The organism is Pseudoduganella lurida (assembly GCF_007830455.1).
Lineage (GTDB): Bacteria > Pseudomonadota > Gammaproteobacteria > Burkholderiales > Burkholderiaceae_D > Rugamonas > Rugamonas lurida.
On the sequence record NZ_VLLB01000001.1, the window covers coordinates 1,329,586 to 1,355,210 of the forward strand.

General features: G+C 64.6%; 26 protein-coding genes and 2 tRNA genes. 8 read left to right on the forward strand and 20 right to left on the reverse strand.

Translation table 11 applies throughout. The features are described from left to right. Positions 1–40: 40 nt before the first annotated feature. From IP91_RS05700 to IP91_RS05710, 3 genes are read right to left on the reverse strand one after another with little or no spacing between them, the layout of a single operon-like run. Positions 41–715 carry a DUF2306 domain-containing protein gene (locus tag IP91_RS05700; RefSeq protein ID WP_199754494.1) on the reverse strand — a complete coding sequence of 225 codons (675 nt, stop codon included), beginning with the start codon at positions 713–715 and terminating at the stop codon, positions 41–43. After that, complete coding sequence (locus tag IP91_RS05705; protein WP_145647752.1) at positions 712–1,797, reverse strand: MBL fold metallo-hydrolase; 1,086 nt, start codon at positions 1,795–1,797, stop codon at positions 712–714. Before IP91_RS05705 ends, IP91_RS05700 begins: the two co-directional genes overlap by 4 nt. Positions 1,798–1,800: 3 nt before the next feature. Then, positions 1,801–2,925, reverse strand: coding sequence for a zinc-binding alcohol dehydrogenase family protein (locus IP91_RS05710; RefSeq protein WP_145647753.1), 1,125 nt, complete (start codon positions 2,923–2,925; stop codon positions 1,801–1,803). Positions 2,926–3,121: 196 nt separating this feature from the next. Between IP91_RS05710 and IP91_RS05715 the strand changes: the two genes are divergently transcribed. Continuing rightward, entirely contained in the window at positions 3,122–4,024 is a 903-nt protein-coding gene (locus IP91_RS05715) for an AraC family transcriptional regulator (RefSeq protein ID WP_145647754.1), read from the forward strand. A 48-nt stretch (positions 4,025–4,072) separates the two neighbouring features. Here IP91_RS05715 and IP91_RS05720 read toward each other — a convergent pair whose 3' ends face one another. Both IP91_RS05720 and IP91_RS05725 read right to left on the reverse strand, forming a co-directional pair. Beyond that, complete coding sequence (locus IP91_RS05720; RefSeq protein ID WP_199754495.1) at positions 4,073–4,237, reverse strand: hypothetical protein; 165 nt, start codon at positions 4,235–4,237, stop codon at positions 4,073–4,075. Between the two features lie 14 nt (positions 4,238–4,251). Continuing rightward, on the reverse strand, positions 4,252–4,767 hold the full coding sequence (locus tag IP91_RS05725; protein ID WP_145647755.1) for a YbaK/EbsC family protein: 516 nt from the start codon (positions 4,765–4,767) through the stop codon (positions 4,252–4,254). A gap of 109 nt (positions 4,768–4,876) precedes the next feature. Here IP91_RS05725 and IP91_RS05730 point away from each other — a divergent pair, with 109 nt between their 5' ends. Then, positions 4,877–5,329, forward strand: coding sequence for an Lrp/AsnC family transcriptional regulator (locus tag IP91_RS05730; protein WP_145647756.1), 453 nt, complete (start codon positions 4,877–4,879; stop codon positions 5,327–5,329). 532 nt (positions 5,330–5,861) lie between these two features. Here the strand turns inward: IP91_RS05730 and IP91_RS05735 are convergent. From IP91_RS05735 to IP91_RS05750, 4 genes are all read right to left on the reverse strand, one after another. Further along, positions 5,862–5,951, reverse strand: a tRNA-Ser gene (locus tag IP91_RS05735). Between the two features lie 50 nt (positions 5,952–6,001). Next, positions 6,002–6,091: transfer RNA gene (locus tag IP91_RS05740), tRNA-Ser, on the reverse strand. Positions 6,092–6,155: 64 nt separating this feature from the next. Beyond that, a complete protein-coding gene (serS, locus tag IP91_RS05745) occupies positions 6,156–7,445 on the reverse strand; it encodes a serine--tRNA ligase (protein WP_145647757.1) in 1,290 nt (429 codons plus the stop codon). Positions 7,446–7,544: 99 nt separating this feature from the next. Continuing rightward, positions 7,545–7,745, reverse strand: a complete 201-nt coding sequence (locus IP91_RS05750; protein WP_145647758.1) for a hypothetical protein — start codon at positions 7,743–7,745, stop codon at positions 7,545–7,547. Positions 7,746–7,976: 231 nt separating this feature from the next. Here IP91_RS05750 and IP91_RS05755 point away from each other — a divergent pair, with 231 nt between their 5' ends. After that, the gene (locus tag IP91_RS05755) at positions 7,977–8,816 is read left to right on the forward strand and encodes a hypothetical protein (RefSeq protein WP_145647759.1); all 840 of its coding nucleotides are present in this window, start codon (positions 7,977–7,979) and stop codon (positions 8,814–8,816) included. Between the two features lie 43 nt (positions 8,817–8,859). On the opposite strand, the gene IP91_RS05760 is transcribed toward IP91_RS05755, so the two are convergent. The 7 genes from IP91_RS05760 to IP91_RS05790 all read right to left on the reverse strand — a co-directional run bounded on the left by IP91_RS05760 (position 8,860) and on the right by IP91_RS05790 (position 15,301). Further along, positions 8,860–9,060, reverse strand: coding sequence for a hypothetical protein (locus tag IP91_RS05760; RefSeq protein WP_145647760.1), 201 nt, complete (start codon positions 9,058–9,060; stop codon positions 8,860–8,862). Positions 9,061–9,275: 215 nt separating this feature from the next. Then, a complete protein-coding gene (locus IP91_RS05765) occupies positions 9,276–9,488 on the reverse strand; it encodes a hypothetical protein (RefSeq protein ID WP_145647761.1) in 213 nt (70 codons plus the stop codon). 148 nt (positions 9,489–9,636) lie between these two features. Continuing rightward, positions 9,637–9,945 (reverse strand): YciI-like protein, encoded by a 309-nt coding sequence (locus IP91_RS05770; protein WP_145647762.1) that lies wholly within the window; start codon positions 9,943–9,945, stop codon positions 9,637–9,639. Further along, positions 9,911–10,744, reverse strand: a complete 834-nt coding sequence (locus IP91_RS05775; RefSeq protein WP_145647763.1) for an alpha/beta fold hydrolase — start codon at positions 10,742–10,744, stop codon at positions 9,911–9,913. Before IP91_RS05775 ends, IP91_RS05770 begins: the two co-directional genes overlap by 35 nt. A gap of 221 nt (positions 10,745–10,965) precedes the next feature. Beyond that, positions 10,966–12,273: a replication-associated recombination protein A gene (locus IP91_RS05780; protein WP_145647764.1), complete on the reverse strand. Its 1,308-nt coding sequence runs from the start codon at positions 12,271–12,273 to the stop codon at positions 10,966–10,968. Beyond that, the gene (gene lolA, locus IP91_RS05785) at positions 12,273–12,896 is read right to left on the reverse strand and encodes an outer membrane lipoprotein chaperone LolA (RefSeq protein WP_145647765.1); all 624 of its coding nucleotides are present in this window, start codon (positions 12,894–12,896) and stop codon (positions 12,273–12,275) included. Before lolA ends, IP91_RS05780 begins: the two co-directional genes overlap by 1 nt. Positions 12,897–12,907: 11 nt before the next feature. Continuing rightward, positions 12,908–15,301: a DNA translocase FtsK gene (locus tag IP91_RS05790; protein WP_145647766.1), complete on the reverse strand. Its 2,394-nt coding sequence runs from the start codon at positions 15,299–15,301 to the stop codon at positions 12,908–12,910. A 207-nt stretch (positions 15,302–15,508) separates the two neighbouring features. On the opposite strand from IP91_RS05790, the gene trxB reads away from it, so the two are divergent. The 3 genes from trxB (at position 15,509) to IP91_RS05805 (ending at position 18,255) form a co-directional block, all read left to right on the forward strand. Beyond that, positions 15,509–16,459 carry a thioredoxin-disulfide reductase gene (gene trxB / locus IP91_RS05795; RefSeq protein ID WP_145647767.1) on the forward strand — a complete coding sequence of 317 codons (951 nt, stop codon included), beginning with the start codon at positions 15,509–15,511 and terminating at the stop codon, positions 16,457–16,459. Between the two features lie 18 nt (positions 16,460–16,477). Then, positions 16,478–17,182: a Smr/MutS family protein gene (locus IP91_RS05800; protein WP_145647768.1), complete on the forward strand. Its 705-nt coding sequence runs from the start codon at positions 16,478–16,480 to the stop codon at positions 17,180–17,182. Positions 17,183–17,622: 440 nt separating this feature from the next. Beyond that, positions 17,623–18,255 carry a trimeric intracellular cation channel family protein gene (locus IP91_RS05805; protein WP_145647769.1) on the forward strand — a complete coding sequence of 211 codons (633 nt, stop codon included), beginning with the start codon at positions 17,623–17,625 and terminating at the stop codon, positions 18,253–18,255. Between the two features lie 182 nt (positions 18,256–18,437). On the opposite strand, the gene IP91_RS05810 is transcribed toward IP91_RS05805, so the two are convergent. The 3 genes from IP91_RS05810 to IP91_RS05820 form a co-directional block, all read right to left on the reverse strand. Then, on the reverse strand, positions 18,438–18,776 hold the full coding sequence (locus IP91_RS05810; RefSeq protein WP_145647770.1) for a P-II family nitrogen regulator: 339 nt from the start codon (positions 18,774–18,776) through the stop codon (positions 18,438–18,440). Between the two features lie 26 nt (positions 18,777–18,802). Further along, a complete protein-coding gene (locus IP91_RS05815) occupies positions 18,803–20,854 on the reverse strand; it encodes an NAD(+) synthase (protein WP_145647771.1) in 2,052 nt (683 codons plus the stop codon). Between the two features lie 107 nt (positions 20,855–20,961). Beyond that, complete coding sequence (locus IP91_RS05820; RefSeq protein WP_145647772.1) at positions 20,962–23,133, reverse strand: TonB-dependent receptor plug domain-containing protein; 2,172 nt, start codon at positions 23,131–23,133, stop codon at positions 20,962–20,964. Positions 23,134–23,362: 229 nt separating this feature from the next. Between IP91_RS05820 and IP91_RS05825 the strand changes: the two genes are divergently transcribed. Continuing rightward, positions 23,363–24,505, forward strand: a complete 1,143-nt coding sequence (locus IP91_RS05825; protein ID WP_145647773.1) for a GNAT family N-acetyltransferase — start codon at positions 23,363–23,365, stop codon at positions 24,503–24,505. 172 nt (positions 24,506–24,677) lie between these two features. Beyond that, positions 24,678–25,343: a hypothetical protein gene (locus tag IP91_RS05830; RefSeq protein ID WP_145647774.1), complete on the forward strand. Its 666-nt coding sequence runs from the start codon at positions 24,678–24,680 to the stop codon at positions 25,341–25,343. On the opposite strand, the gene IP91_RS05835 is transcribed toward IP91_RS05830, so the two are convergent. Beyond that, on the reverse strand, positions 25,312–25,620 hold the full coding sequence (locus IP91_RS05835; protein ID WP_145647775.1) for a hypothetical protein: 309 nt from the start codon (positions 25,618–25,620) through the stop codon (positions 25,312–25,314). The two genes, IP91_RS05830 and IP91_RS05835, sit on opposite strands and share 32 nt — an antisense overlap. Between the last annotated feature and the right edge of the window lie 5 nt (positions 25,621–25,625).

Sequence of the window (25,625 nt, forward strand, 5' to 3'; positions counted from 1 at the left end):
CGTATGCCGCTGGTTTAAACGCGTTCATCAGGCTTCAGTCCTATTCTTGCCCGCGAAATGAGGCTTCATTTCGCGGATCGGCACGTGGCCGGGCGCCACGCCGGAGACAGGCTTCGGCAATCACCAGGTTCGGCACCCAGCACAGCCAGGCGATGCACTGGTACGCAAAGTCGAAATCGATGCCGATGATCTGGGACACCGGCAGGTAGATCCTGAGCGTGACCGCCGCAAACGTCAACGCGTAGGAGCGGATCATCCAGGCCCGGTGCCGCGCAAAATCGCGTGCCCGCGCGGTGCGCAAGCCCTGCAGCGTGGCGTGGAGCCACAGCACGCCAAGCGCGCCGAAACCTGCCGTCGCCACAGGGCCCGTCGTCAGGCCCGCCGACAGGACGAGCGCCGAGGCACCGCCGACGATGCAACCGGCGACATACACCAACCCGCTCGCGCGATGCAGTGCGGGCCAGCGCTGCCGCACGCCGCTGGACAGCTGGATGGTACCCAGGATCAGGGCGGTCGACGCCGCGGCAGCATGCACGACGATCCAGGGGGCGAAGAACCGGTTGCCAAGCACGTTCGGCGGCACGGGTCCGACCTTGGCGATATAGCGATAGGAAACCAGTCCGACACCCACGGCGAGGAATGTGCCGCCGTAGCGAAGCGCTTTCCCTAACGTCGATGCCGGTTTCATGTCGAGTGCGCGCGTTGTGCCGCTCATCGTATGCCCTCCCACCAATGCAGATTGACCCTGGCGCGGCCGATGGTGATCGGCTCACCCAGCTGTGGCGTTGCCAACGCAATGCCCTGCGTCTCGGCCAACCGGGCAATGGCGTCCAGCGGCTCGCCCCACGGGTGGAAGGCGAGATCGAAGGCGCCGTTGTGAACCGGCACCAGCACTTTTCCGCGCAGGTCCAGAAAAGCCTGCAGGGTTTCTTCCGGGCGCATGTGAATGCCTGGCCATGCCGGGTCGTACGCGCCATTTTCGATGCAGACGGCATCGAAGGCGCCGAACCGTTCGCCGATCTGGCGAAAGCCGCCGAAATACCCCGAGTCGCCGCTGAAGAAGATGCGTTCACCGGCCGATTCGAACACCCAGGAGGCCCACAAGGTGCGGTTGGTATCCCAGGGACTGCGACCGGAAAAGTGTTGCGCCGGGGTCGCCGTGACGACCAGCCCATCGGGCGTGGCCGACTGCCACCAGTCCAGCTCAGTGACACGTTCTGCCGGCACCCCCATGCCGACCAGGCGGGCCTTGAGGCCCAGCGGCACCAGGTAACGCCGCGCACGGTTGGCAAGGAAGGCGATCGTGGGCGCATCCAGATGATCGTAATGGTCATGCGAGATGACGACACCTTCGATATCGGGCAACCCTTCCAGCCGCAGGGGTGGTTCGCTGTACCGGCGCGGACCGGCGAAGCGCACCGGCGACGCGCGCTCGCTCAGAACGGGATCGACGAGCCAGTACTTCCCCTGCAGCTTGAGCAGCAGCGACGAATGGCCGAGCCGGACCAGGTGGTTGGCGTTCTCGTCCAGCGCGTCCAGCACCTGCGCGGACAGCTGCCGCACCGGAATGGCGATCTTCGGCACGGTATCGACCTTGGACCGGAACAGCGTGCGCAGCCCAGCCCGCCAATTGCCCGCGCCTGCCATGCCGGGGAAGCCCTCCTGGTTATGGAACACGCCGTCGGCAAACTGGGCGGATGCGGCGTAAGGCGACTCGGCGACGTGGACGGGGTTGGACGTACAGCCCGCCAGCAAAGGCAAGCTGAGTACACCGCGCGATAAATTTTTCATGCGCATGGGTCAGAGCGTCACGACCAGTTTGGCGGCAGACACGCCTGCTGCATGCATGGCCATCGCCGCCGGTATCGCCTCCAGGCCGTGGCCGGCAACCTGGCAGGGCGGACTGGGCTTGAATGCGCCGCGCGCCAGCGCCTCGGGCAGGTACTGCCGGAAAATCAGCGGCCCCACCTCGTTGTGGATCAGTGCCGTGCCCCAGACAAAGGGCGTTGCGACACCGCGCCGCCTGGCACGCCACATCAACTTCAGCAGGCCGGTGGCGTTCTTGACCAGGATGGGCAGCAGCTTGCGCAAGCGTCCGCGGCCGACGGGGATGCCGTCGAAGGTGGCGGGTGGCGTGACCACCGCCACGGTCCGCGCGCCGCCCGCCGCAACCACCACGTCCAGGCAGGCGAGCGCGGCGCCCGGACCGATCGCCACCGCGCCGGCACAGCGCGAATGTTTCAGTGCGCTCACCAGATCGGCCACGACGGTGGCGCTGCGGTAATCGAATGCCTGGCGTGCCCCCAATGTTCGGACGTATTCAAAATTCCCGGGCGAACAGGTGGTCAGGACATCGTAGCCGGCGGCGACCGCCAGCTGGATCGCATTGGCGCCGACGCTGGTCGAGCCGCCCCAGACGATGACGGTTTCGCTGCGGGGCTGCCGCTGCACCCGGGGCGGCGCGAGACCCAGGAATCCGTCCTGGAACAAGGCACAGGCCGCTGTCGACACGCCAAGCGGCAGCACGCTGGCCTCGTTGTAGCTCATCGCGGCGGGCAACGGCGTCACCATGTGTTCGAGCAGCACGACGTAGTGCTGGAACGCGCCTTCCGCGGCGCGATTGCGCCCCTTGTCCACACCGCCGGCCAGGCCCAGCACACGATCGCCGGGCTGGAAGCGGGTCACGTCCTCCCCCACTTCGACGACATCGCCCGCCAGGTCGTGACCCACGACCATGGGATAGTTCAGCCACGGACAAGCCAGGGAGCCGATGGTCTGCAGATGGCGATCGAACAGATTGAGTGCGACGGCGCGCGTGCGCACGACCACTTCACGGCCGCGCGGCGCGGTATAGGGCGCCGGCGCCACGGTGAACGCCGCCTGCCTGGCAGGGAGCCACAAGGCGTGGTTGAGGGGATCTTGCATGATGCGCTCCGGGATGACGAACGCACATTTTATGAATAGGAGAACGGACGAACAATGCGCAAAGCTCCCTGAACTCGTCGCATTCGTCCAGGCCGAGCCCATCGCGAATTATTTGCAGGGCGTGTTGGTGGCAGCCCGCGAGCGCTATCGGGAGCGGCTATCATGCATGGTTTAAATGCTCGCGTAGACCCGATTGATGGATCCATTGTCCGATGTGCTGTCCATGTTGCGCCCCACGGACTATGCCTTTCGCGGGCTGGAAGCGGGCGGCAGCTGGTCTCTCCATTATCCCGCCGACGGCTCCCTGAAGTGCTTCGCCATCACGCTGGGCAGTTGCTGGTTGTATGGCGACGCGCCGATCGGCCAGCGCCGGCTGCAGCAAGGCGATGTGGTGATGGTGTCGGGCGGGACCGCCTTCCGCTTGTGCAGCGACCTGGAAAGTCGACCAGTCGATGTCGCCGAGGCATTGACGGTCGTCGGACCAGGGAATGTGGCACGGATCGGAACCGGCATCGACTGCGCCGGACTGGGTGGCTACTTCGGCTTTGGCAATACCCATGCAGGCATCCTGCTCGCCATGCTGCCGGAGGTATTGCACGTCGCGTCCGCCGCGGGTGAAGCCTTGCGGCTGTCCATTGCACGGCTGATGCAAGAACTGCGCTGCCCACGTCCCGGCGGGCAGCTGATGGCCAGCCATTTCGCGCAGGCCCTCCTCATCGAAGCCCTGCGGCATCACCTGGACGGCGCGCCGTCGGGCCAGGGCAACTGGTTGTACGCGCTGCAGGACAGCAAGCTGAGTGCGGCCCTCGGCGCCATCCATGCCGAACCGGGGCACCCCTGGACCGTTGCCCTGCTGGCCGCAACCGCCGGCATGTCGCGCTCGGCGTTTGCCGCGCACTTTGCCGAGACGGTGGGCGAGGCACCGATGGCTTACGTCACACGCTGGCGCATGCTGCTGGCCTGCGAGCGCCTGGCCGTAAAGGGGGCCACCATCAGCCGCGTCGCGGCATCGCTCGGCTATGAGTCGGACAGTGCGTTTGGTGCCGCGTTCAAGCGCGTGCTTGGGGCCTCGCCTCGGAAGGTGAGTGACGCGTCATAAGACGTCGTGTGATCCTCCGGGCTTGGAGTTGGAGCAGCCCGCTCTGAGTCACGCGCCATCTAGCACGGCGCGCACCTTGTCGCCCAGGGGAATAGCGGTATCGAGATTCTCAAGACGCAACATGTCAACGCTGCTTCGATCAGCGAGGGCGCCCATGCGATCTATGCCGATACCTGCGGTGTGTTGCAGACAAGCAGGACGGGTGCGAGCCATGCGGACTCCTTTGGTCAGAGGACAAGGCTGGTGCCCGGATTGACAGACGAATCTGCGTCCAAACTGGCGTCATTCGCCGTCACGTCGATCCATTGTGCCCCGGTCAGCTGCGCCATCCTCTCGGGCGCGATGCGTAATGCCGAGTTCGGCGTCCCGGCTGCCGGCAGTACTTCTTCGAAAGCGCGCAGTGACACGTCGCAGAACACCCGGAGCGGTTGCAATAATCCGAACGGGCAAACGCCGCCGATCGGATGACCTGTCTGCGCCTCAACCGCGGCCGATTCCAACATGCGCGCCTTTGTCCCGAAGTGTTCCTTGTACTTGCGATTATCAAGGCGGGCGTCGCCCCGCGTAACCAGTAGCACGATTTCATTGGGCAGCCGCATCGACAGCGTCTTGGCGATCTGGCCGCGTGTCACCCCCAAGGCGTCCGCCGCCAGTGCGACGGTTGCCGTACTCGTGCCGAGTTCGATCACAGTGATATCCGGTGCGGCCTCGGCGAAGAACTGTTTAACGGAAGACAGGCTCATGTAGCTCCTTTTGATATTTTATTTCCATCAGCTAAGGATACGGTGTGGGCGACGAAATGTGCTTGCCAAGTCTTGCCATAATAGGTTTAGGTGCGGCAATATCTTCCTTATGGATGAATATGATCGAAAGATTCTTGCGGAACTGCATAAAGACGGCAGGCTTTCCCTTACCGACCTGGGAGAACGTATCGGGCTGAGCCTGTCGCCGTGCCACCGGCGTGTGCGCGCTCTGGAAGACGCTGGAATAATCTCGGGCTATCGGGCTACCATCAACCCATCCGCTATCGGGCTCAACTTTGCGTCCATCGTATTCGTCACTCTGTCGAACACTGACCGGCGCAGTGTGCAGGCATTCGAAGAAGCCGTCCCGGCAGTTCCGGAGATCATCCAGGCACAGCGGCTATTCGGCGACCCCGACTTTATCCTGCATATCATTACTACGGATCTGGCGGCATATCAGCGGCTTTATGATGAGGGCCTGTCGACATTGCCGAACGTCTTGCGTCTGCGCTCCACGCTTGTGATGAAAACCATTGTCCAGAATCGTGCACTGCCGTTTTGATCGCATAGCCGGTTAGTAACTTCTAACAAGCTGCAACTTTGTCTCGCTTTCACACGCTCCGACGGGAGCTTCCAGAGCTTGGCTCGCATATTCATGCGTCACCTGTGGCGCGTCGCACGTCGCCCGGGCTGCACGCCGTCTGGATCGCGAATTCGACAGCACGCGCCGAGAGCCCCTTGCGCTTGCGCAGGGCTGACATGAAGCTTCCTACGTCGCCTCGTTGCATTGCTTGATGGATTTTGACCGGCGCGATCTTGCTGGGATCAGCCAGCAGGTTTCAGATGCCCGCGCCATCGCGCCGGGGTATCGCCGCCCCGGTACTTCTTGACTGTTGCCCAGCCAAGACAAAAAGCCCCGACGTGCGGGGCTTCTGTTCAGTCTACTTTTCGAAAGAGGTGAGATTCGGCCACGCCCCGCCGCCCCGCTGTGCCCTGCAGGGCGAACTTTTGAATCCCCCACAGGAAGTCCGCAGGGACTTCCCTCCTTTCCGTCAGCAAAAAAAAATCGCTCCGAAGAGCGATTATCTTTTTACTGGCGGAAAGGGTGAGATTCGAACTCACGGTACGCCTAAACGTACGCCGGATTTCGAGTCCGGTGCATTCGACCACTCTGCCACCTTTCCTGGTCTTTACTCGAAAAAAATCCCCTTTGCAGGGGATTCTTTCCTTATTCTGGCGGAGAGGGTGGGATTCGAACCCACGGATGGGTCGCCCCATCGCTTGATTTCGAGTCAAGTACATTCGACCACTCTGCCACCTCTCCTTTCTCACATTGCTGCGAGAAGGCAAGATTATAGCAGCCCTTCCGGAAAATGGAAGGGCTTTCTTTAACCTTTTAGAACGGCCAGGCCGCCCATGTACGGACGCAGCACTTCCGGTACCTCGACCGTGCCATCGGCCTGCTGGTAATTCTCCAGAACGGCGACCAGCGTGCGGCCCACGGCCAGGCCGGAACCGTTCAGCGTGTGCACCAGTTCCGGCTTGCCGCCGGCATTGCGGAAGCGGGCCTGCATGCGGCGCGCCTGAAACGCTTCGCAGTTCGACAGCGACGAAATCTCGCGGTACGTGTTCTGCGCCGGCAGCCACACTTCCAGGTCATACGTCTTGGCGGCGCCGAAGCCCATGTCACCGGTGCACAGCGACATCACGCGATATGGCAGGCCAAGCTGCTGGAGGATCGTCTCGGCATGGCCGACCATCTCTTCCAGCGCTTCGTACGACTTTTCCGGGTGAACGACCTGTACCAGCTCCACCTTGTCGAACTGGTGCTGGCGGATCATGCCGCGGGTGTCGCGACCGTAGCTGCCGGCTTCCGAGCGGAAGCATGGCGTGTGCGCCGTCATCTTCAGCGGCAGCGCATCGGCGGCCAGGATCTCGTCGCGCACGGTGTTCGTCAGCGTGACTTCGGACGTCGGGATCAGGTAGAAGGTCTCGCCCTCGCCTTCCACGCCGCCCTTTTTTACCGAGAACAGATCGGCTTCGAATTTCGGCAGTTGGCCGGTGCCCAGCAGCGAATCAGCATTGACCATGTACGGCGTGTAGCATTCCGTGTAGCCGTGCTGGTCCGTATGCGTGTCCAGCATGAACTGCGCCAGCGCGCGGTGCAGGCGGGCGATGCCGCCCTTCATCACGGAGAAGCGCGAGCCCGTCAGTTTGGTGGCCGTGTCGAAGTCCAGGCCCAGCGGTGCGCCAACGTCCACGTGGTCTTTCACTTCGAATTCGAACGTGCGCGGCGCGCCGATCTTGCGCACTTCCACGTTGCCCGCTTCGTCGGTACCGGCCGGCACGGACTCGTGCGGCAGGTTCGGCACGGCCTGCAGGAACGTGGACAGCTTGTGCTGGACGGCGGCGAGCGCGGCTTCGTTGTTCTTCAGCTCGTCCGGAATGCCGGCCACTTCGGCCATCACCGCGGAAGCATCTTCTCCTTTGCCCTTCAGCACGCCGATCTGCTTGGACAGCGTGTTGCGCTTGCCCTGCAGTTCCTCGGTGCGCGTCTGGATCGCCTTGCGCTCGGCTTCGAGGGCGTTGAAGGCAGCGACGTCCAGCTGGAACTTGCGGGTCGCCAGGCGGGCGGCGACGGTGTCGATGTCTTTGCGGAGAAGTTGGATGTCTATCATGGGAATTGGCGCTATGTCGAAAGCGCAATTGTACCAAGACGACGCTCCGTTCTTCGAGTTTTACGCCCTCCGGCGCAGGCCTTGCACAGGCCGTGAGGCTTACATCAGCGCCTGTTTTTCTGCCGGCGTGAGGCGCTTGGCGGCGATGGTGACGACCGGCACGTGCAGGTCGGGGTGGATGAACAGCGGACGGTCGGCAGCAACCAGCAGCGGCTGGGTTTCAGTGGTGAAGAACGACGTGCCCAGCGCGATGGCGGCGGCGGTAACGAAGATGACTTCCATGTGTTTCAGTGCATTCATGACGGGCTCCTGTGTGTGGGGTATTTCAAGTGATGTCCTGCGATGGTTGAACTGTACCTACAGGCGGTCTGGTGTTCCACCGGGATGCGATGAAGCGCAAAAAAGGCGGCATGAACTGCGTGAAAACGAGCCGCAGTTCGCGCCGAGTCCGGCTGTCGATCGCCCCGCCCTGCCCTGTCCACCGCCTTATAATGCGTCGTCGGCGCACTCCGCCATGAGCTCACTTTCACGATGCCGAAGAATGCGTTCCACACCTGGTCCAGCGCCTCGCGCGAAGCCCTCACCTGCCTCGGCCTCGGCCTGCGCGACAGCCGCCATGCCGGACTGTGGTGGCGCTCCGCGCTGGGCAGCATTGCCGTCGTGCTGTTTTGGATGTGGCTGTATTGCCGCTTCGCCGGATTCTTCCAGGAGCTAAGCGTCGTGGCTGCGCTGCTCGGCGTCGGCGGCCTGTTCAGCCTGGGCATTCTGGACTTCGGACCGGGTCTGGCGAGCGGGCCGGCCACGCTGTCGAACATGGGTAGCGTGCTGAACGTGCATGCGCTCGCTGGACTGGGCCAGACGCTGCTGGCGGTCGCGCAGGTTGCCCTGGCCGCGATCGCGCTCGTGGCGTTCGTTTACCTGCTGATCTTTGTCGCTTGTGCGCTGGGCACGCTGCGAGTGCTGGCACCATGGATGTATCTGCGTCGAGCACGGGAAGTCGCAGGGCGCCGCTATCCGAATTGGCAGGTGCCCGCGGCTCTACCGGCTGCACGCAGCGGCTGGCGCCGTTTCCTGGCGCTGCTGGCTTTATTTATTCCGGTGTGGGCGGCAATCGTGGTGCTGCGTTCGCTGATCGCGTTCAGTGTGCGGTCGCTGTATGCGCCTGCTGCGGCAGGCTTGCTCGACACGGACCAGCAGCGCGCGCTGGCAGAGGCGCAGCGGCCGGCGATCGTCATCCTGGGATTGCTGCTGTGCCTGATGATGCTGGTGCCGGTGCTGAACCTGCTCGTGCCGGCGGTCCTGTGCAGCAGTGTCTGCCATTTGCAGCGGCGGGGGTGGATGCGCGCGCATCCGGCTGCATCGGCAATCTGAGCTGGCGGGGCGGTTCGCGTTCAGCCGCCACGCAGCGGACGTATCAGATCAGCGCCTGCTTTTCGGCGGTCGTCAGGCGTTTCGCGGCGATCGTCACCACCGGCATTTTCACGTCAGGATGCACGAACAGCGGACGGTCGGCGGCCACCAGCAGCGGCTTCGTTTCGGTGGTGAAGTAGGACGTGCCGAGCGCAATGGCGGCGGCGGCAACGAAGATGACTTCCATGTGTTTCAGTGCTTTCATGATGGGCTCCTGTCGTCGGTTCGGGTGAAGGTTTTTTGAGGTGTCCTGCGATGATTGAACTGTACCTACAGGCGCTATGCGATTCCACCGGCGTGCGACGAAGCGCAAAAAAGGCGTGATGAAATGCGTGGAAGGCGGAATCGAAGCGATGCGGCGGGGAGCGTGCTGCGGGCACCGGCAATCGCCAGTGCCCGTCGGAGAGCTGTGCTTTGGCCCTAGCGCGTGACGGCTTTGGCGGCCGGCGCCGGGCGCTTGGCGGTGATCGTCACCACCGGGATATTGTCGTGGATGACGGGCGATCGTTCTGCCGCCACCTGCAGCGGCGCCGTCTCGGAAGTGGCGACCGAAATGCCGACGCCGACCAGCGCGGCCGCCACGAAAATGGCTTCCATGTGTTTTGAAGCTTTCGCTTCCTTCAACGCTTGCATGATGAGCTCCTGGACCGGTGAATGGCAACCGGCCCAGCTTAGGCGTCGGAGCGCTTGACGGATTGCGCCAGCGCAATCGCACAGGGAGAAGCGAGGCCAGCCGAGCGGCGGGCCGGAATGAAAACGATACCGGAGCCGGCGGCCGGTCTCAGCGCACCGGCGTGCTGGCCAGTTCGCCCACCACCGTGTGCCACTTCTGCACTTTCCAGGCGGTGACCAGGCCGTTCGTCACGTAAGGATCGTTACGCGCGAACGCTTCGGCGATCGCGGGTCCGTCGATCGTGAAGACGAGCAGTGCCTGGTCGATCGGCTCGCCCACCGCGCCGGCCAGCAGGATCTCGCCGCGCTCGACGGCTTCCCACGCGAGCTTCAGGTGCGCGGCGCGGAACTCGTCGCGGCGCTGCAGGTAGTCGGCCGAGTACTCATAAGTCAGCAGGTAGTGCGCTGGATTTGTCATCGATATCCTCGTTGCGGCCGGCCGGCGCGAGCCAGTCCAGCACGGTTTTATTGAAGTGTTCCGGCTGGCGCTCCATGGGCCAGTGGTCCGTGTCGAACGCCACGGCGCGGCTGCCGGGTTGCTCGTTCAGCTTCCGTTCCCAGACCGGCGAATGGAACATGAACGGCTTGCGGGTGCCGTAGATGAACAGCATGGGGCATGCGGGACGGAAGATTTTCGCCGCCCGGTAGCCGCCCGTCCAGAGCGAGTAGTACGGATAGTTCTTGGCCACCGTGATCTGGTCGGGCCTCACCGGCACGCCCATCTTTTTCGCCATGTAACGGGACATCGATTCGCCGAGGCCGCCGCCGATGCACCACGCCGCCGCCAGCCACCATTGATAGGCCACGGTGCCCAGCTTGCCTTTCAGGCCGATCGCCTTGCGGTGCGCGGTCGAGCCGGCGTCACCGATATCCACCCCGATCACGCGCGCGACCAGCTCAGGATGTCGCAGCGCGAACTGGTAGCCGAACAGGCAGCCCCAGTCGTGCAGCAGCAGCGTCACCGGCCTGTCGGGACTGGTGGTGCGGACGACCTGCTCGCACAGCGCGAGCAGCTCATCCAGGGAGTGTTCCTTGCGCGGCGCACCGGGCTCGAAGCCGGGCCAGGTGAAGCGCACGCAGCGGAAGTGCGGCGAGAGTGCCGCGACCTGGAAGTCCCATAGCGCGGCCGTGTCGGGCCAGCCGTGCAGCATCAGGATGGTGTCGGGGCCGGTGCCGTCGATGTGGATGTCGGTGTTGGCAATCTGGGTGGTGGGCACGCTGTCTCCGTTGGGTCGGGTGGTACGGGTGCTGCTGGCGTTGCGGATGCTTCTTGCAAAAAACCGGTGTCCGACACTCTTTCTGGGTGAAGCATCCAGAGAATGTCAGACACCAGTCGCTGCCGGTGGTCGCGATGAGTGCCAGGTGCGCAAGCTCCAGCCACCTGCTTCATCCGTGTCAGGCACCGGTTTTTATGGCCGTCAGTGCAGCCAGCCCGGCTTCACTCCTCGCCCGCCAACCGATCCAGCTCCCGGAGCCACGCCAGCTTCTCGGCCACCTTCCCCTCGATCCCGCGCGGCACGGGCTTGTACCAGCGGGGTTCGGGCATGCCGTCGGGCAGATAGGTTTCGCCGGCGGCGTAGGCGTTCGGCTCGTCGTGCGCGTAGCGGTACTCGTGGCCGTAGCCCAGTTCCTTCATCAGTTTCGTCGGGGCGTTGCGCAGGTGGACCGGGACTTCGCGCGACTTGTCCTTCTTGACCGCCGCCATGGCCGCGTTGAACGCGTTGTAGCCGGCATTCGACTTTGCCGCGATGGCCAGGTAGATGACGGCCTGGCCCAGCGCCAGCTCGCCTTCCGGTGAGCCCAGCCGCTCATAGGTTTCGGCCGCGTCGTTCACGATCGTCAGCGCGCGCGGGTCGGCCAGGCCGATGTCTTCCCAGGCCATGCGCACGATGCGGCGCGCCAGGTAGCGCGGGTCCGCGCCGCCGTCGATCATGCGGCAGAACCAGTACAGCGCGGCATCCGGATGCGAGCCGCGCACGGATTTGTGCAGCGCCGAGATCTGGTCATAGAAATTGTCGCCGCCCTTGTCGAAGCGGCGCGCGTTCAAGGTCATCGCGTTCTCGACGAACTTCGCGTCGATGTGCGTGATGTGCGACGAAGCGGCCGCCGTATCGGCCTGCTCCAGCAGGTTCAGGAAGCGGCGCGCATCGCCATCGGCAAAGCCCACCAGCGTGTCCACCGCCACGTCATCGAAGGTCAGGTTGCCCAGGGCCGAAGCGCGCGCCTTGTCCAGCAGCTGGCGCATCTCCGCATCGCTCAAGGACTTCAGCACGTAGACCTGGGCGCGCGACAGCAGTGCCGAGTTGACCTCGAAGCTGGGGTTCTCCGTCGTTGCGCCGATGAAGGTCACCAGCCCGGATTCCACGAACGGCAGCAGCGCATCCTGCTGGGCCTTGTTGAAACGGTGGATCTCGTCGACGAACAGGATCGTGTTGCGGCCGTACTGGTCCAGGTTCTGCTGCGCCTGTTCCATCGCGGCGCGGATATCCTTCACGCCGGCGAACACGGCGGACAAGGCGATGAACGCCGAGTCGAACGCATTGGCGGTCAGCCGCGCCAGCGTGGTCTTGCCGACGCCCGGCGGCCCCCACAGGATCATCGAGTGCGGCTTGCCGGCCTGGAAGGCCAGGCGCAGCGGTTTTCCTTCGCCCAGCAGGTGCTGCTGGCCGATCACTTCGTCCAGCGTCTTGGGACGCAGCGCCTCGGCCAGCGGCTGGCGGGGCTCCGCGGAGAACAGGTCGGCCATTATTGCTTGACGACGTCCGCGCCCTTGGGAATTTCGAACCTGAACGCCGTGGCGCCCAGTGGCGGGTTCTTCTCGAACTTGCGGAAGGCCAGCGTGGAGACCTGGCCGAAGTTGTCCTTCAGCTCCATCGCTTCCGGCTGGCCGTTCTTCAGGCCGATCGAGATCAGCTCGAAGCTGGTGTCCTTCGCCTTCGGCACGGCCTTCAACCATTCCAGGCCGTCGCGCGTGCCCGCTTCGGACAACGTGAAATTCTTCTCCAGGTCGTTGGAGCCGAACAGGATGGCGGCCGGCGAGGAACCCAGCGCATCGCCCAGCTTCTTCGTCGTCACCTGGTTCAGGTCCTTGTCGTAGATGAACAGCTGGTCGCCATCGGCCTGCAGCACCTGCTCATACGGTTTCTGGTAGGTCCAGATGAATTTGCCGGGGCGCGCGAACACGAAAGTGCCGGTCGATGGGGCGGACGTCTTCTTCGCGCCATCGACGGTCTTGGTGAGCGTCTGCGTGAATTCGCCGCGCGCCGATTTGGTGGCGCCCACGAAGGTCTTGAACTGGTCCAGCGCCGCAGCGTGCGCGGTGCCGGCGAATGCCACTGCCAGGGCGGCGGCCATCATGAAACGGTTCATACTGTTTATCCTTATTCTGCGGAAGCCGCGGGCACCAGGATATCCCGGTTGCCGTTCGATTGCATCGGCGAGACCACGCCGCTGTTTTCCATCTGTTCGAGCAGGCGCGCCGCGCGGTTGTAGCCGATGCGCAGGTGGCGCTGCACCAGCGAGATCGAGGCGCGGCGATTCTTCAGCACCACCTGCACGGCCTGGTCGTACATCGGATCGGCTTCGCCGCCGCCCTCGCCCGCCGCGGCGCCGTCGCCACCGCCCTCTCCCTCCAGCGTGCCGCCTTCCAGGATGCCGTCGATGTAGTTCGGCTCGCCCTGCAGCTTCAGGTGGGCCACCACCCGGTGCACCTCCTCGTCCGAGACGAAGGCGCCGTGCACGCGCACCGGCAGGCCCGTCCCCGGCGGCATGTACAGCATGTCGCCCATGCCCAGCAGCGTTTCGGCGCCCATCTGGTCGAGGATGGTCCGGGAGTCGATCTTCGACGACACCTGGAACGCGATGCGGGTCGGGATGTTCGCCTTGATCAGGCCCGTGATCACGTCCACAGATGGGCGCTGCGTGGCCAGGATCAAGTGCAGGCCGGCCGCACGGGCCTTCTGGGCGATACGGGCAATCAGTTCTTCCACCTTTTTACCGACCACCATCATCAGGTCGGCCAGTTCGTCGATGATGATGACGATGGTCGGCAGCTTCTCCAGCGGCTCGGGCGAATCCGGCGTGATCGAGAACGGGTTCGGGATCAGCTCCTCGCGCTTGTGTGCCTCGGCGATCTTGGCGTTGTAGCCGGCCAGGTTGCGCACGCCCAGCTTCGACATCAGCTTGTAGCGGCGTTCCATCTCGTTGACGGCCCAGTTCAGCGCGTGGCCGGCCTGGCGCATGTCCGTGACGACGGGCGCCAGCAGGTGCGGAATGCCTTCGTAGACGGACATCTCCAGCATCTTCGGATCGATCAGGATCATCCGCACGTCCTGCGGATCGGACTTGTACAGCAGCGACAGGATGGTGGCGTTGATGCCCACAGATTTACCGGAGCCCGTGGTACCGGCCACCAGCAGGTGCGGCATCTTCGCCAGGTCGGCCACCACCGGCTTGCCGGCGATGTCCTTGCCCAGCGCGACGGTCAGCGACGAGGCGCTGTCGTTGTAGACCTTGGAGCCCAGGATCTCGGTCAGGCGCACGATCTGCCGCTTCGAGTTCGGCAGCTCCAGCGCCATGAAGTTTTTGCCAGGGATCGTCTCGACGACGCGGATCGAGGTGAGCGACAGCGAACGGGCCAGGTCGCGCGCCAGGTTGACGATCTGGCTGCCCTTGACGCCGGTGGCCGGCTCGATCTCGTAGCGCGTGACGACGGGGCCCGGATAGGCCGCGACCACCTTGGCATCCACGCCGAAGTCGGACAGCTTCTTCTCGATCAGGCGGCTGGTGAATTCCAGCGTCTCGACGGACACGGTCTCCAGCACGGGCGGCGCCTCGTCCAGCAACGCCAGCGGCGGCAGGTCGGTGTTGTCCGTGTTGCGGTAGACGACCGGCTTTTCCTTCGGCAGCTCGGTTTCCTTGAACAGCTTGCCCTGCTTTTCCTTTTCCACGCGCTCGGACTTCGGCACCACGGTCACCTGAGGTTCGACGCGCAGGGTCGGCTCGGCGGCCGGATGCTTCTCCACGTGCTTCTCGCGTTCCTTGACGACGACTTCCTCGCGCTTGACCATCGCCGCCGCGCCATGGCGGCGGTCTTCGCGGTCCTCGTAGCGCAGGATCACCCAGTCGATGGCCATCTCGATCGCCTCGCCGATGCGCTCGGCCACCGTCATCCACGACACGTGGAAGAACAGCGAGAAGCCCATGCCGAACAGCAGGAGCAGCAGCAGCGTGGCCCCCGTGAAGCCCAGGCCCACGTGGGCCGAGTGGCCGATCAGTTCACCCAGCACACCGCCCGGCGCGCGGGGCAGCGCGATGCGCATCGAGTGCATGCGCAGGTATTCCAGGCCCATGCTGCCGATCAGCATGAAGATGAAGCCCACCATGCGGATCTTGCGTTCGTGGCTGTGCTCCTCCTCTTCCTCCTGCTCCAGCACGAACTTGTTGGTCAGCCGGCGGTAGCCGCGCCACACGAACCGCACCAGGTAGAAGCAGAACCACCAGGCAGAACAGCCGAACACGTACAGCATCAGGTCGGACAGCCAGGCGCCGCCGCGGCCGCCCAGGTTGGCCACGGCCGGCACGGCGCTTTCGTGCGACCAGCCCGGATCGGTCTTGTGGTAGCTGGCCAGGATCAGCACGAAGTACAGGCACACGGCGGCCAGCGCGAACCAGCGCGCTTCCGATAACAGGCGCACGAGGCGGTTCGGCAGCGGCTGCCGCTCGGTGGCCGTGCGGCGGTAGCTGGCGGCCGCCTGGGGGGAGGATTTGCTCATTTGACTGCGTCGGGAAACTGGGGGTGCGGTGTTGCGCAAAGGGAATTTTTTGTATTGCGCTTATTCTAAGGCATCCATGCCCCCGCTGCCCTCCCGATTCACGCAAAATCGGACCCTCGCTTATAATCTACCTTTGCTTACCGGATACTTGTGCAGGCGCCCGGCGACTCCATATCCGGTCTATATCCCTCATTCTCAGAGAAGCTCATGACCACTACCAAACACGCCCGCGTTCTGATCCTCGGTTCGGGCCCGGCCGGCTACAGCGCCGCCGTCTACGCCGCACGCGCCAACCTGAAGCCGATGCTGATCACCGGCGTCGAACAGGGCGGCCAGCTGATGACGACGACGGACGTGGAAAACTGGCCCGGCGATCCGCTGGGCGTGCAGGGTCCGGAGCTGATGCAGCGCCTGCTGCAGCACGCCGAACGTTTCAATACCGATATCGTGTTCGACCATATCCACACGGCGAAGCTGGATGAAAAGCCGTTCCGCCTGATCGGCGATGCCGGCGAATACACCGCCGATGCGCTGATCCTGGCCACCGGCGCATCCGCCCAGTACCTGGGCCTGCCGTCCGAGGAAGCGTTCATGGGCCGCGGCGTGTCGGCCTGCGCCACCTGCGACGGTTTCTTCTACCGCGGCCAGGAAGTGGCCGTGATCGGCGGCGGCAACACGGCCGTCGAGGAAGCCCTGTACCTGGCCGGCATCGCCAGCAAGGTCACGCTGATCCACCGCCGCGACAAGTTCCGCGCCGAGCCGATCCTGATCGATCGCCTGATGGCCAAGGTGGCCGAGGGCAAGGTCGAGCTGAAGCTGAACCACCAGCTGCACGAAGTGAATGGCGACGACAGCGGCGTGACGGGCCTGACGCTGAACTCCACCGACGGCGAACAGTCGAAGATCTCCGTGCACGGCCTGTTCGTGGCGATCGGCCACAAGCCGAACACGGGCATCTTCGAGGGCCAGTTGGACATGCACAACGGCTACCTGAAAACGCGCTCCGGCACCGAAGGCATGGCGACGGCCACGTCGATCCCGGGCGTGTTCGCCGCCGGCGACGTGCAGGATCACATCTATCGCCAGGCCATCACCAGCGCCGGTACGGGCTGCATGGCGGCGCTGGATGCCCAGCGCTACCTGGAAGCGCAGGAGTAAGGTGAAGGGGAACCGCGCATGGCTGGTGGTCTGAAAAGTTTTGAGGCGCTGAAGGTCCTCAGCAAGCAGCTGAAGGACGATGCGGCGCAGCGCGAGGCGGCGGAGGCAGAACGCGCTGCCGCTGAAGCCGCGCGCCTCGAGCGCGAGAAGCAGCGGGTGGCCGAGGCGAGCATCTTCCGCACCAATATGAAGGGCGTGAACAAGCTGCCGGAGTCGAACCGCTACGTCGAGCGGGCGCCGAAGCTGGTGGCCACCCCGCCCGTCGTCAGGCGCAAGCTCGATGCGGCCGAACAGAAGCAGGACGATGCGGCCGTGCTGCGCGAATCGCTGTCGGACCTGTTCGGCGTCGAGCACTACATGGAAGAAGAACCGTCGCTGAACTACCTCGCTCCCGGCGTGGGCAACGACGTGATGAAGCGCCTGCGCAAGGGCTACTGGCCGGTGCAGGAAGAGCTGGACCTGCACGGCCTGCGCCGCGACGATGCGCGCGATGCGCTGGGCCGCTTCCTGCAGCAGGCCAACCGCCGCAACTCGCGCTGCGTGTGCGTCATCCACGGCCGCGGCTTCGGCTCGCGCGGCGGCGAACCGGTGCTCAAATCGATGGTGCACAGCTGGCTGGTGCAAACGGATGGCGTGATCGCCTTCTGCCAGGCCAATGCCGTCGATGGCGGCGAAGGCGCGCTGATGGTGCTGCTGCGCGCCGCGCTGCGGCCCGAACGCTGACCTCCCCCTCAGGGCTGTCCCCATTCCACGGCAATCTTTCCTGAAAACGGGGGACTGTCCCCGTTTTTTGGAAACATTTCCTGAAATCGGGGACAGTCCCCGTTATTTGGAAATATTTCCTCAGATAGACGATTCATTTTGATGGTCCTGCTGCCCCCTGCAGCCCGAGCGTTTAAATCCCACCGGGCACTGCTCCCTTTCCACGGCAATCTATCCTGAAAAGCGGGGACGGCCTTTTGTAAATTGGAGACAGTCCCTTTGACTGGAATTGTTTCCATCAATCGGGGACAGTCCCCGTTTTTTGGAAATATTTCCTGGAATTGGGGACAGTCCCCGGTTTTTGGAAATATTTTCAGGTGGGGATTGGCATTTGCCGCCGGGCTCTTCTCGTGCGCGGGGGTGCATGGTAGCCTCTGGCTATCATTACTCCATCGGCCCGCATGATCATCGTTCCGCACGTTTCCCTCGTTACCGTCATCGAAGTCGTCGCGATCATGGTGGGTGCGTTCTCGGGGTTCGTCGAGGCGCGGCGCAAGCGGATGGATATCGTGGGCGTCATCATCGTCGCCTTCATCGCCGCGTTCGGCGGTGGCACGCTGCGCGACATCCTCCTGGATAAACGGCCCCTGTTCTGGGTGCAGCACCAGGAATACACGATCCTGCTGTTCGTGCTGGCGCTCACCGTCTCCCCGTTCCTGAAGCAGATCCGCCACATCGTCTCCGAGCGGATGATCGTCGTGGCCGATGCCGTCGGGCTGGGGCTGTTCGCCGTGGCGGGCGTGTCGCAGGCGCAGGCGGCACAGATGCCGGTGTTTATCGCGGCGATGATGGGCGTGATCACGGGGATCTTCGGCGGCGTGCTGCGCGATATCGTCTGCAACGAGGTGCCGATGGTATTCAGGGATGGCAAGCCCTACGCGATCTGCGCGTTCTTCGGCTGCTGGATGTACATCCTGCTGCAGTACGTGCAGGTGCCGGCGGATACGGCGTTGTGGACGTCGGCGGCGACCATCACCGCGCTGCGGCTGGTGACGTGGAAGTTCGATCTGCGGGTGGGCAGGCCGGGTGGATAGGCGCAGTTCCTGGCGCCGCGTAAAAACCGGTGTCCGGCAGCGGCAAGGCCGATGGCGGACACCTGGCAGGCGCCGGTGGTTGGCGTGTGCGCACCTGGCACGCATCGCAACCGCCAGCGACTGCGTCTGACAGCCTTCCTGGACGATTCCCCCGGAAGCGAGTCAGCAGGCGCCGGCTTGCCTTACACCGCGTCCGGCCCCGTCTCGCCGGTACGGATCCGGATGACCTGCTCCACATCCTGCACGAAGATCTTGCCGTCGCCGATCTTGCCGGTGCGGGCGGCCTTGATGATGGCGTCGACCACCTGCTCGGCCACGCTGTCGTCCACCACCACCTCCACCTTCACCTTCGGCAGGAAATCGACGACGTATTCGGCGCCGCGGTACAGCTCCGTATGGCCCTTCTGGCGCCCGAAGCCCTTCACTTCCGTGACGGTCAGGCCGGTGACGTTGACGTCCGCCAGCGCTTCACGGACTTCGTCCAGCTTGAACGGCTTGATAACGGCGGTAATCTGTTTCATCGCATTCTCCTTATAGAAATGGGTGGTCAGGCATCCGGCACGGTCTTCAGGTTTTCCAGCCACAGCACCGATTCGGCGTCGCTCGGCGCGCGCCAGTCGCCGCGCGGGGACAGCGAACCGCCCGAGCCCACCTTCGGCGCATTCGGCACGCAGGTGCGCTTGAACTGGCTCTGGAAGAAGCGGCGCAGGAAGATGCCCAGGTTGTGCTTGATGTCCTTCAGTGAATAGTCGTTGCGCACGACATGCGCATCGTCCGGCCATGCGCCGGTGGCCGCATCCTTCCACGCATGCAGCGCGAGGAAGGCGATCTTGCTCGGCTCGAAGCCGAAGCGCAGCAGGTAGTACAGGTTGAAGTCCTGCAGCTCGTACGGGCCGATGTAGCTTTGCGTGCTCTGCGCCGGCGCCGTGTCGCTGGCCTTGCCCGGCACCAGCTCGGGACTGATCTCGGTATCGACGACGTCCAGCAGCACCTGCGAATCGGCCGCGCCGAACTGCCGGCTGCCGGCGACCCAGCGCACCAGGTGCGAGATCAGCGTCTTCGGCACGCTGGCGTTCACGTTGTAGTGCGACATGTGGTCGCCCACGCCGTAGGTGCACCAGCCCAGCGCCAGCTCGGACAGGTCGCCCGTGCCGATCACGATGCCGTTGTGGTGGTTCGCCAGGCGGAACAGGTGGCTGGTGCGCTCGCCGGCCTGCACGTTCTCGAACGTCACGTCGTACTGCTCCGCGCCTTCCGAGTACGGGTGGCCGATATCCTTCAGCATCTGGATGCAGCTCGGGCGGATGTCGATCTCGTGCGCCGTGCAGCCGACGAAGTCCATCAGTTTGCGCGCCTGTTCCAGCGTGCGCCGGCTGGTGGCAAAGCCCGGCATCGTGTACGCCAGGATGTTCGTGCGCGGCAGGTTCAGGCGGTCCATCGCCTTGGCGCACACCAGCAGCGCGTGCGTGGAATCGAGGCCGCCGGAGATGCCGATCACGACCTTCTTCATGCCGATGGCGGACAGCCGCTGCACCAGCGCCTGCACCTGGATGTTGTAGACCTCCATGCAGCGCTTGTCGCGCACGGCGGGGTTGGCCGGCACGTACGGGAAGCGCGCCACGCTCCGCTGCAGCGGCAGCACGTCCTGCGACGGCACCTCCAGCACGAACTTCACCACGCGGAAGGCCTCGATCTGCGGCGCGTGGCGGCGCATCGAATCGCCCCAGGTATTGGTGCGCATGCGGTCGCGCGACAGCCGCTCCAGATCCACGTCCGCAAAGATCACGTGCGAATCGTCCTGGAAGCGTTCCGCCTCGGCCAGCAGCTCGCCGTTTTCGTAGATGAGCGCCTGGCCGTCCCACGCCAGGTCCGTGCTCGACTCGCCCCGCCCCGCCGACGAGTACAGGTAGGCCGCCATGCAGCGTCCCGACTGCTGGCCGACGAGCTGGTGGCGGTAATCCGATTTGCCCACCACGATATTCGAAGCGGACAGGTTGACGAGCACCGTGGCGCCGGCCAGCGCCGCATACGAGGACGGCGGAATCGGCACCCACACGTCCTCGCAGATCTCGGCATGGAAACGCAGCAGCGGCAGGTTCGCCACCTGGAACAGCAGGTCGGCGCCGAATGGCACGCGCTGGTCCAGCAGTTCGATCTCGGTGGACAGCGCTTCGTCCGCGGAACTGAACTGGCGCACCTCGTAGAACTCGTTGTAGTTCGGCAGGTAGATCTTCGGCACCACGCCGTGGATGCGGCCGTTCGACACGACCACGGCGCAGTTGAACAGCCGGTGATCGACCTTCAGCGGCATCCCGACGATCATCGCCACCGGCAGCCGGATCGACGCTTCCACGATCTTCGCCAGCGCGGCCTGCACGCTTTCGAGCAGCGCGCGCTGGTGGAACAGGTCGTCGCAGGTATAGGCGGACAGGCCCAGTTCCGGGAACGCCACCAGCAGCGCGCCTTTCGCCGCAGCCTGTTCGGCCAGCGCGACCGTCTGCTCCGCGTTGTACAGCGGATCGGCCACGCGGCAGCGCGGCACGCCGACCGCGACCCGCACGAAGTCATGGGAATACAGGTTGTGGAAGGTGTGCGGCATGGGCTGGGGTCAGTGCTCTTCGCTTCGATGGCGAAGATTTTAACATTGCCCTTACGGCAGCGCGGGTCCAGAGAACTCGCGCGCATGCATAGGTGCCTGTCCCCCTCTCAGAATTTCAGTTCGAGGTTCGCGCCGATGCGCACGGAGTCGGGAGTGCGGCTCGTCTGGCGGCTCACGCCATTGGCATCCTCGTAGCAGGAAAAGCCGTCGTTGTCCTCGCCCAGCAGGTTGTTGGCCGACACGCGCAGCTGCACGCCGGGCGTGTACTTGTACAGCCAGTAGGCATCGAGGTCGCGGCGCTGGAACAGGCGGATGGTCTGCTCGGCCGAGGTCCGCACCGGCGTGCCCTGCCGGTACGCGAAACTGGTGCCGACGTTGTGCCGGTCCGCGCGGTAGTCGATGCCCAGGTTGGCCGACAGCGGCACCTGCTGGTCCAGTCGGTTCTGCGGTCCCGGCACCGTCTCGACCTGCGACCAGTTGCGGTTGACGCTGGCGCGCAGGTCCACGTTCGGCCCATCCTTCAGCAGCAGCTTCAACGGCAACTTCAGCTCGAAGTCCAGCGTGCGCACGGTGGCATTGCCATCGTTGAGGGGCTGGTTCAGCCACAGGCCGCGGGCATCCTGCGTGAGCCGCGTGCGGATGTAGTCGCGGATGCGGCGCTGGGACGTCCCCACCGAGAACAGCGCACTCGGCGCGAAGAAGTGTTCGTACGTGAGGTCGATGCCGTTGGCCAGCTCCGGCTGCAGGTCCGGATTGCCGCTCGAATCGGGATTGAAGCGGGTGTTCTCGATGGCCTCGTAGCGGCGCGCCGTCAGCTGCTGCATGGTGGGCGCCTTGTAGGTGCGGGTCAGCGCGAGGCGCAGCTGGCGGCCGCTCTTGTCCGGGAACTTGTAGAGCGTCTGCGCCACTGGACTGAGCACATGGTTCCGCGAGCGCGTGGCATCGAGTCCCGTGCCTTCGCTGTCGGTGCGGATCGCCTCCCAGCGCGCGCCCAGGTACACGGACCAGTTCTTCGTGACGTTCCATTCGTCCTGCGCATACGCGGCATAGCGCAGCACGCGCGGCTTGAAGTGTTCCGGGATGTTGCGTGGCGCGGTGCCGAGAATGCCTTCCACGCGCAGGATGTCGTCCTCGCTTTCCTGCCGGTTGATTTCCCAGCCGGCGGCCAGCGCGTGGCCGTCGAACAGCGAGCGGGTGTACTTGCCGGTGCTGCTGACGGTCGACGCATCGCTGGAAGTGTCCGCATCGCGGCGCAGTTCCACCACCCGGTCCACCGTGCTGGCCAACGAGCGGCTGTCATTGGTCGAGTGCGAACGCGAAACGCCGATCTTCGCATCCAGCTTGCCGCCCTTGAGCTTCGCGATCCAGTTGGCTTCGGCGCCGTAGAAGGCCGACCGGCCGGCATTGCCGGACCGGTAATCCACGTAGTCGGGCGAACCGAAGCTGCCGATGGGGACGTCGTAATGGTAGACCGAGTCGCCGCCGGAACGGAGAAACTGGGCATAGCCACTGAGCAGCAGCTGGTCGTCGCCGGGCAGCTTCCAGCTCAGGCGCGGCTGCAGGCCGGCGAACGTGCCGTCGTTCCGGTTCAGACGGCGCCAGTCGCGCAGCTGCACGACCGTGCCCTGCGGCGTCGTGAAGTTGTCCCTGCCGCGGCCCGGTGTCTGGCGCAGGTTGCGCCCCAGGACCGTGTTCAGGAACCACGACAGATTGCCGGTACGGTCCGCCAGCGTGCCGAGGAACAGCCCGTCACGCTGGTTGTCGCCATGGTTGATGGACAGGCGCACATCCCGCTGCGCCTTCGCCACTACCTTCTTCAGCACGATATTGATCGTGCCGGCAATCGCCTGCATCGAATATTCCGCCGAGGCGGCGCGGATCACCTCGATTTTCTCGATCTGCTCCGGCGGCAGGTTATCGAGCGAAAAACCGGGTGGCGGCCGCTCGCCGTTCACCAGGATCTGCGTGTAATTGCCCAGGCCACGCATGCGGATCGAATTGCCGACGACCGTCACGCCGGGCGCCCGCTTCAATACGTCGAACACATTGGTGTCGCCGTATTTCATGATCTCGGCATTGGTCAGCACGGTTTTACTGGCGGTATCGTCGCGCCGCGGGTCGTATTCCTCGACCTGCGCCTTGATTTCCACCTGCTGGATGGCCTTGGCCGCCGTCTCTTCGGCAGGCTGTGCCTTGACGGGGGCGTCCTTCCCCTGCTGCTGGGCCAGTGCGGCGCTCCCGGTGGCGAGCAGCAGGATGGGAATCAGGCGAACGTTCATTGCGGATAATCGGTGATTTGAATGCCGCGATTATCCCGGCTTTCAACCCCGGATAATCATCGCGCAGTAAATGCTCAGCCCGGTGAGCAGACATTCATATTAATACCGACAGCGAGTTATTAATTCGGCATTCGCCAGCTTGAATGCGCCGGACCCGCAGGAGAATACTGCGCCGGCACGTGTTCCGCACCCTCCGGCGGCGCCCCGGGAATTTGCGTACAATGCCGCGATGAGCTACCGAACCGCCGTTCTCTCCTCGCTGTCGCAGGCCGGCGAGGCCGCGTGGACCGCACTGCTGGCGCGCCAGGACAGCGACCGCGCCCCGAATCCCTTCCTTTCCTACGTGTTCCTGCACGCGCTGCACGAATCGGGCAGTGCCAGCGCCGACACCGGCTGGCAGCCGCAGTACCTGGCGCTGTGGGATGGCGACGAACTGGCCGCCGCCCTGCCCCTGTACGTCAAATCGCACTCGTATGGCGAATACGTGTTCGACTGGGCCTGGGCGGATGCGTACGAGCGCAATGGCGTCGATTACTACCCGAAGCTGCTGTCCGCGATCCCCTTCACGCCCGTGACGGGACCACGGCTGATGGCCCGCGACGCTGCCGCCCGCGCCGCCCTCGTCGCCTTCCTGTGCGAGCAGCAGGCGGCGGCCGGCACCTCGTCGACACACGTGCTGTATCCGCCGGAAGCGCAGGCAGACGCCTTGCGCGAAGCGGGCTTCCTGCTGCGCAGCGGCGTGCAGTTCCACTGGCTGAACCAGGACTACGAGAGCTTCGATGCCTTCCTCGCCTCGCTGGAACACAAGAAGCGCAAGAACATCCGCGCCGAGCGCCGCAAGGTGCGGGAAGCGGGCGTCACGCTGCGTCGTGTGCGCGGCAGCGAGGCCACGGACGCCGACTGGCGCTTCTTCCACCGCTGCTACCGCAACACCTATAAAGAGCATCACTCGTCGCCCTACCTGAACCTGGACTTCTTCCAGCGGATCGGCGCCACGATGCCGGACAATATCCTGCTCGTGATCGCCGAACGCGCAGGCCGGCCCATCGCCGCCTCCCTGCTGATCCACACGGTGGACACGCTGTATGGCCGCTACTGGGGCGCGCTGGAGCACGTGCCCTGCCTGCATTTCGAAACGGCCTATTACCAGCCGCTGGAATTCTGCATCGAGCAGCGCATCGCCACCTTCGAGGGCGGCGCCCAGGGCGAGCACAAGATGGCGCGCGGCTTCCTGCCCACCCGGACCTGGTCGGCGCACTGGCTGGCCCATCCGGCATTTTCGGACGCGATCGAACGCTTCCTGGCGCGCGAAGGGGGTGGCATCGCTTCCTATATGGATGAGCTGAACGAGCGCAATCCGTTCAAGGCCTGACCTCATCGGTACCGCTCATCAGGACCACTTTGGGGCATCCGTGCACAGCCTGGGTGCAGCCCGAGTGCGAGCCCGCGCAACCGCTGATTCATTAGAGGTTTACTTCAAGCAAGCTCTGCACATCGGGTGTATGTTCGCGTTTTTAACGTGTACTTAATCGAGAAAAACAACAATGTCTTACCCCACCACCAACTTGAAACCCGCGCAATGGCTGCTGCTCGTCGCACTGTTGGCCTGCTATCCGCTGTCCTTCATCACGCCCGCCCGGTGGGCGTGGGAGAACGGCGTCATCGAGGACAGCCAGGTCGTGATCCTGCTGGGCGGTCTCGTCAGCGCGTTCCTCACCTGGCGGCACGAGCGCCGCGGCCGCATCGCCATGCTGGCCCTGTGCGTGATGCCGATCTGGGCGATCCTGGCCGCGCGCGAACTGAGCTGGGGCGCCGTGTTCCTCCCCCCCCTCGAATACACGCATGACGGCCCCGTGTTCTCGTCGAAGATGCTGGCGTACAAGCCGCTGGTGACGCCAACGGTTGCACTGCTGCTGGCTTGGTCCGGCTGGGTGGCATGGCGCCACCGCGTGGACAAGCTGGTGCTCCGCATGATCGCGGGCGGGATGTTCCCGTGGTTTGCGCTGGCGATTGCGGCGGTGGCCATGGTGGGTTCGGGCTGCGCCGAAGGCCACCTGTCGTGCGGGCTGGTGATCGTGCCCGAACACGAGGAGGCATTGGAGGAACTGGTGGAACTGGTGGCGTACGGTTCGATCGTGTTTGCGCAGGCGCTGATCTTCCGCGCCCACGCGGCGGCCGTCAGCGCAGTGAGACTCGCTCAAGCGCACTGACGTCGGCGTCCGTGCGGTCCGGCGGTCCGCTGCGCTCGGCGGTCTGCTTCGAACGGTCCGGCCGGGCGGGATCCGATTTCGGTTTTTCCATTGGTGGCCGGGGCCTTGCCTCGGCCACTTTTGCATCCGGCTCCGTTGCTTCCGCGACGGCCAGCACGAACAGCGATGGGGCGCCCGCGACAGCGACACCCAGGGGGCCTGCGGCCCAGGCGGGCGCTGCCAGCAGCACCAGGGCAGCCGTGGCGCAGCAGCGCAGTGCGGTGAATTGCAGAGTCATCGTGG